Source organism: Bradyrhizobium sp. MI1.3 (genome assembly GCF_055811695.1).
In genome coordinates this window covers 53,570-59,726 of record NZ_JBVVPQ010000049.1, presented here as the reverse complement: position 1 = coordinate 59,726, position 6,157 = coordinate 53,570, and the positions used below count along the sequence as shown (strand labels likewise).

Annotated in this window: 5 protein-coding genes; 3 read left to right on the top strand and 2 right to left on the bottom strand. The window is 64.2% G+C overall.

The window, feature by feature from the left end:
* The first annotated feature begins 299 nt into the window (after window positions 1–299).
* The 3 genes from AC0L3A_RS28585 to AC0L3A_RS28575 are packed head-to-tail and all read left to right on the top strand — an operon-like array spanning window position 300 to window position 3,100.
* A complete protein-coding gene (locus AC0L3A_RS28585; protein ID WP_473255548.1) occupies window positions 300–1,349 on the top strand; it encodes an aromatic ring-hydroxylating dioxygenase subunit alpha in 1,050 nt (349 codons plus the stop codon).
* Window positions 1,350–1,355: 6 nt separating this feature from the next.
* Entirely contained in the window at window positions 1,356–2,108 is a 753-nt protein-coding gene (locus AC0L3A_RS28580) for a GntR family transcriptional regulator (RefSeq protein WP_007595257.1), read from the top strand.
* Window positions 2,109–2,119: 11 nt separating this feature from the next.
* Window positions 2,120–3,100, top strand: coding sequence for a PDR/VanB family oxidoreductase (locus AC0L3A_RS28575; protein WP_007595256.1), 981 nt, complete (start codon window positions 2,120–2,122; stop codon window positions 3,098–3,100).
* 211 nt (window positions 3,101–3,311) lie between these two features.
* Here AC0L3A_RS28575 and AC0L3A_RS28570 read toward each other — a convergent pair whose 3' ends face one another.
* A complete protein-coding gene (locus AC0L3A_RS28570) occupies window positions 3,312–5,273 on the bottom strand; it encodes a putative bifunctional diguanylate cyclase/phosphodiesterase (protein WP_035995188.1) in 1,962 nt (653 codons plus the stop codon).
* A 421-nt stretch (window positions 5,274–5,694) separates the two neighbouring features.
* A complete protein-coding gene (locus tag AC0L3A_RS28565) occupies window positions 5,695–6,066 on the bottom strand; it encodes a hypothetical protein (RefSeq protein ID WP_007595254.1) in 372 nt (123 codons plus the stop codon).
* Between the last annotated feature and the right edge of the window lie 91 nt (window positions 6,067–6,157).

Genomic DNA, 6,157 nt, shown 5'->3' with positions numbered 1-6,157 from the left:
GAATCGACCAGACCAGCCCATTTTGATGTGTCAGCTATGTCTCCGAACACCTGTCAGTGATCTGTCCGGTCTAAACAGCAGCAGGCGGGCGATCCAGTACGCCGCGGCGGAAGTTGTGTGAACCCAACGTCTGCCCCGGCGTACTGGATTCCCCGCTTTCGCGGGGAATGACCGCGGAGCTATGTATGTATACACGATCTGGTATTAAGGTATTATAATACACCATATCCGCGCTTGAACGATTCCGTCCCTCCGCTATTGTATACATAACGTATCCATAAGCCTTGGGAGTGAGACCGGTGACAAAACCCTTCCCGATGAACGCCTGGTATGCCGCCGCCTGGGACGCCGATGTGAAGCCGGCACTGCTGCCGCGGACGATCTGCGGCAAGCACGTCGTGATGTACCGCAAGGCCGATGGCTCGGTCGCCGCGCTGGAGGATGCCTGCTGGCACCGCCTGGTGCCGCTGTCCAAGGGCCGGCTCGAAGGCGATACCGTCGTCTGCGGCTATCACGGCCTGAAATACAATGCGCAAGGGCGCTGCACCTTCATGCCCTCGCAGGAGACCATCAACCCGTCGGCCTGCGTGCGCGCCTATCCGGTGGTCGAGCGTCATCGCTACATCTGGCTCTGGATGGGCGATCCCGCGCTGGCCGATCCTGCGCTCGTGCCCGACCTGCACTGGAATCACGACCCGGCCTGGGCCGGCGACGGCAAGACCATCCACGTCAACTGCGACTACCGCCTCGTGCTCGACAATCTCATGGACCTCACCCACGAGACGTTCGTGCACGGCTCGTCCATCGGCAACGAGGCGGTCGCGGAGGCGCCGTTCGACGTCACCCATGCCGAGAAGACTGTTACGGTGACGCGCTGGATGCGCGGCATCGAAGCGCCGCCGTTCTGGGCGAAACAACTCGGCAAGTCCGGGCTCGTCGACCGCTGGCAGATCATCCGCTTCGAGGCGCCGTGCACCATTGCCATCGACGTCGGCGTGGCGCCGACCGGCACCGGTGCGCCGGAAGGCGACCGCTCGCAAGGCGTCAACGGCTTCGTGCTCAACACCATCACGCCGGAGACCGAGAAGACCTGCCACTATTTCTGGGCCTTCGTGCGCAATTATCAGCTCGGCGAGCAGCGCATCACCACCGAGATCCGCGAGGGCGTCTCCGGCATCTTCCACGAGGACGAGCTGATCCTCGAGGCGCAGCAGCGCGCAATGGACGAGAACCCTGATCGCATCTTCTACAATCTCAACATCGACGCCGGTGCGATGTGGACGCGCAAGCTGATCGACAAGATGGTGGCAAAGGAAAACCCGCCGCATCATCTCCAGGCCGCGGAGTAAGCCGACATGGCCGAGCGTGAGGTCGACCGCTCCGTCTCGCAGACCGTGAAGGCGCAGCTCGCGCTGCGCGACCAGCTCCTGTCGGGTTCATTGCGCCCCGGCGAGCGCATCTCCGAGCTGCAGGCGGTGGAGACGACCGGCGCCTCGCGCACCCCGGTGCGCATGGCGCTGGTGCGGCTGGAGGAGGAGGGCCTCTTGGAGGCGATTCCCTCCGGCGGCTTCATGGTGAAGGCATTCTCCGAGCGCGACATCTCTGATTCCATCGAGCTGCGCGGCACGCTGGAAGGGCTCGCCGCGCGCTTTGCCGCCGAGCGCGGCGTCTCCGCGCGCGAGCTCGAGCCGCTGAAGGAGTGCCTCGCCGCGATCGACGAGTTGTTGCGCCAGGTCCCGATCTCGGTCGATGCGTTCTCGTCCTATGTCACTCTGAACGCGCGCTTCCACGCCCTGCTCACCGAATTGTCGCGTAGCCCGCCGCTGATCCGGCAGATCGACCGCGCCTCGTCGCTGCCGTTTGCGTCCCCAAGCGGTTTCGTGATGGCGCAGTCGGCGCTGCCCGAGGCGCAGCAGATCCTGATCATCGGGCAGGAGCACCACCGCGTCGTGATCGACGCCATCGAGAATCGCGAAGGCGCCCGTGCCGAAGCGGTCATGCGCGAGCATGCGCGGCTCGCGGTGCGCAATTTGCGGCTCGCACTGCGCAACCGGACCCATCTCGACCTGCTGCCAGCGCTCGCGCTGATCAAGTCCGCAACCGATTGAGGGCCGTCACCATGCGCTTCATCGAAACCTGGATTCCGGCGACGCTCGTCTCGACGCGCGATCTCGCGCCCAGTATCCGCGAATTCCTGATCCGGCCGGACCAGTTCGATGGCGCCGCCTATGCGGTCGGCAGCCACATCAATATCAGCGTCACCATCGACGGGCAGCCGGAGACGCGGTCCTATTCGCTGGTCGGGGAAGCGTCGTCGCAGGGTCTAAGGATCGCGGTGCGCCGCGCCGAGGATTCGCGTGGCGGCTCGCGCTATATGTGGTCGTTGCAGCCGGGCGCGCGGCTCGACATCACGACGCCCGCCTCGCTGCTCGCAGTCGATTGGGCGCGTCAACATTATTGCCTGATCGCCGGCGGCATCGGCATCACGCCGATCCTAGGTGCGGCGCAGGCGCTGGCCCGGCGCGGCGCCGATGTCACGCTGCACTACGCGGTGCGCTCGCGCAAAGAAGCCGCCTATCTCGACGATCTCGCCGCCGTGCTTGGTGATCGCCTGGTCGTTCACGCCAGCGATGAGGGCAAGCGGCTCGATCTCGACGCGCTGTTCGCCTCGGTGCCCAAGGACGCGCTGGCGCTGTTCTGCGGCCCGATGCGAATGCTGGATGCCGCGCGCCACGCCTGGATCGGCGCCGGCCATCCGCTTCCCGATCTTCGCTACGAGACTTTTGGTTCGAGCGGCACGCTGCCGACCGAGACATTTCGCGTGCGCCTGAAGGGCTCAGATGTCGAGCTGGAGATCCCGCGCGAGCGCTCGATGCTTGATGTCCTCAACGCCAGCGGCCACGACGTGATGTACGACTGCAAGCGCGGCGAATGCGGCCTGTGCGCCATCGACGTGGTCGCCATCGACGGCGAGATCGACCATCGCGACGTCTTCTTCAGCGACCATCAGAAGCAAAGCAACCAGAAGATCTGCGCCTGCGTCTCCCGCGCACGGGGCACCATCACGGTGGATACGCTGCTGCGTGCGGATCCGGTCTAAACGAATTGCAGCGGGATCCATCTGGCGGAATGGAAGGCGCCGCGGGCTCCACCTCGCCCGCTTGCGGGAGAGGTCGCGCCGAAGGCGCGGGTGAGGGCTCTCTCCTCTTGGGGATTCCCTCTACGGAGACACCCTCTCCCCAGCCCTCTCCCGCAAGCGGGAGAGGGCTCACCGTCCTTGTGGTCGGCATTCGGGCCCATCTGATTTCCACCTACGCCGCGTAGGTTGCCCGCAGCTTCTTCGTGTCCAGCAGGGCCATGACTCCATCCGCCGACACAGGCCGGCTGATGAGATAACCCTGGACTTCGTCGCAACCGATCTGGTGCAGATATTCGAGCTGGTCGGCGGTCTCGACGCCTTCCGCGACCACGCCGATGCGCAGGTCGCGCGCGAGCCCAATCACGGATTTCACGATCGCGGCGCAGTCGGGCTGCACCAGCATGTCGCGGATGAAGGACTGGTCGATCTTGATGCGGCTGAACGGCAGCTTGCGCAGGTAGGTCAGCGAGGAGAAGCCGGTGCCGAAATCGTCGAGCGCCACGGTGACGCCGAGCTCCAGCAGCGCATTCAGGACGGATGCGGCGGAGGCGTATTTCGACAGCAGCATTGATTCCGTGATCTCGATCTCAAGCTGGTGCGGGGCGATCTTCGCGTCCGCGAGCGCCTGCACGATGATCTGGAGGAGACCGTTGTTGTGAAACTGCGCGGCCGAGAAATTCACGGCGACCCTGATCTCTTTGGGCCACTCGGCAACCGTCGCGCAGGCGCGGCGGACGACCCATTCGCCGATCTCGTGGATCAAGCCGGTTTCCTCGGCGATCGGTATGAATTCGCTCGGCGGCACCAGTCCGCGCTGGGGATGCTGCCAACGCAGCAGCGCCTCGAAGCCGGTGATGCGGTTGCCGCCGAGGTCGAGAAAGGGCTGAAAGACCAGGAACAGCTCGTCCCTGGCGATGGCGCCTTCCAGATCCGATTGCAGCGCCTTGCGGTCGCGTGACGAGCGGTCGTCGGCTTCCTCGAAGAAACACACCGTGCCGGGTCCGGCCTTCTTGGCGCGGTAGAGCGCGGTGTCGGCGTTCTTCATGATGTCGAGTTGCGTGCTGCCGTCACGCGGCGCCAGCACGATGCCGACGCTGGTCGCGCCGACGATCTGGCGGCCCTCGATCTGGAACGGTTCGTCGAAGGCCGCGACGAAGCGCTCGGCGATCTCGAGCGCATCCTCCGGCCGCGCCAGATTGGCCATCACCAGCGCGAACTCGTCGCCGCCGATGCGTGCGACATGCTCGGCCGCGCGGGTGCAGCGTTGCAGGCGGCTTGCGATCTGGACCAGAAATTCGTCGCCGGCGGGATGGCCAAATTTGTCGTTGACCTCCTTGAAGCGATCGAGATCGAGCAGGAGCACCGCGAATTCCTCGCCGGACAGAGCGAGCCGCTTCAAGGCAGCATCGAGCGTTTCGTTGAAGGCGACGCGATTGGGCAGATGGGTCAGAGGGTCCTGCCGCACCGTGCGCTCGGCCTCGATCTGCCGCATCACGCGCCGTGCGAACGCGAATGAATTGACGAATACGCCGCGCAACAACACGCTTCCGTAGACCACGACGAGAAAGGCGATCAGCAGGAAGGCGAGGTCGCCGCTCCTGCCGAGGCAAATGGCGATCCCGACGAAGATGGGCGCCGTGAAAGCGATGGCCGCGATCGGGATCGTGCCGAAGGCAAGCGCGCCGCCGGCCAGCATTCCCGAGCAAAGGCAGGTGATGACGAGCTGCCCGCCGGTCGAAGCGCCTGGGAAGAACGCGACCGGGACGATGCCCCAGGCGGCGCCGAGCAGAAAGGCATTGCGCACCAGCCGATGCATGGCGCGGCGCGAGACGAATTGCGGCTTGGTGATGCGGCGCGCGGCGTGGGATTGCAGACCGAACGCGATCGCAGCGCCGGCCACGGCGACCGCCCAGATCAGCGCGAACATCCGGTCGGGCGATTGCCACAGCGCGATCGCGAGTACGGCAGCATTGCAGGCGTTCGCCAGCATGATGCCGACCGAATAGCCGAGCACCAGCGACATCTGTTCGGCGCGGATATGGCCGGTGACGGCTTCGTCGGTTGCAGGACCGCCAAAGGCCGACAGATCGCCCGCGAACAGCCGCGCGAAATAGCTGGTCGTTTGAGTCTGCATTCCAGAGCCCAGCAGCATGGGCCGTTTGTCCGGCCCGATCCGGAGAATTCGCTGCAAACCTTTGACGAACTATGAATTATCCCCGCTTGCGACGATAGCCGCGACCACTTCTGCGTGTTCGTCACGTCGTATCGATAACAAATCGATACAAATGCGCGCCGGCGAGGTTACGGTCACGGAGCTTGGGGCGCTGAAGCTACTATGGCGCCATGGCCGGGCTAATCCGTTCGAAGGACAGCGTCGCGTCCGCTCGCCTATGTCCCGGCCATCGACGCCTTTGAGGCCACGAGGGAACGTGCGTCCAAACAGCTTCGAGCCGGCGGTCGGCTCGGTGCCGAGACTTCCGATCACGCGATGCGGTTAGGGCGGGAGCGCCTGGACTTGGCACGGCACCCGCCTGCAAATAATCCTCGGCGCCATCTCACAGCTTGTTTCGGTTCTTGCTCGCTCCCTTCAATTTTGGAGCGTCCGAAGTCGATTTTGCCCAATCCGCCATTTGCATGCAGGTCAGCAGGTCGACATAGCTGTCACTGCCGCCAGCCGTCGCTTCGCCTTCGCATCGGGTTCGAAGGCTGTCGGAATTCGTGAGCCAAACGGAATGAAGTTGTTGCAGCGCGGAATTTTCGTCGCGCATGCAATCGTCGTAGGACTGCGCCAGATCCAGGCCCATCGCCTTGTCAGTGGCTACGGTGGCCTTGCAGGTCGCCTCGACATTGAGTTGAGGGACGCGTTCGCTGACTGGAATTGTTGTTTGGCCGCCTATCATCGCCAAGGTCAGCAATACAATCTTCATGCAGGACTCCCCGTTTGAGATTTCACTGAAGCAATTTCATCAGGCGACCGAGCGGGCATCGTATTGATCTGAATCAAGGGGAACGAAGGAG

What these genes read in the sequence shown, in the direction of transcription:
- AC0L3A_RS28580 (WP_007595257.1), top strand. Translation starts at nt 1,356, where the DNA reads ATGGCCGAGCGTGAGGTCGACCGCTCCGTCTCGCAGACCGTGAAGGCG.
- AC0L3A_RS28575 (WP_007595256.1), top strand. Translation starts at nt 2,120, where the DNA reads ATGCGCTTCATCGAAACCTGGATTCCGGCGACGCTCGTCTCGACGCGC.
- AC0L3A_RS28570 (WP_035995188.1), bottom strand. Translation starts at nt 5,273, where the DNA reads ATGCAGACTCAAACGACCAGCTATTTCGCGCGGCTGTTCGCGGGCGAT.
- AC0L3A_RS28565 (WP_007595254.1), bottom strand. Translation starts at nt 6,066, where the DNA reads ATGAAGATTGTATTGCTGACCTTGGCGATGATAGGCGGCCAAACAACA.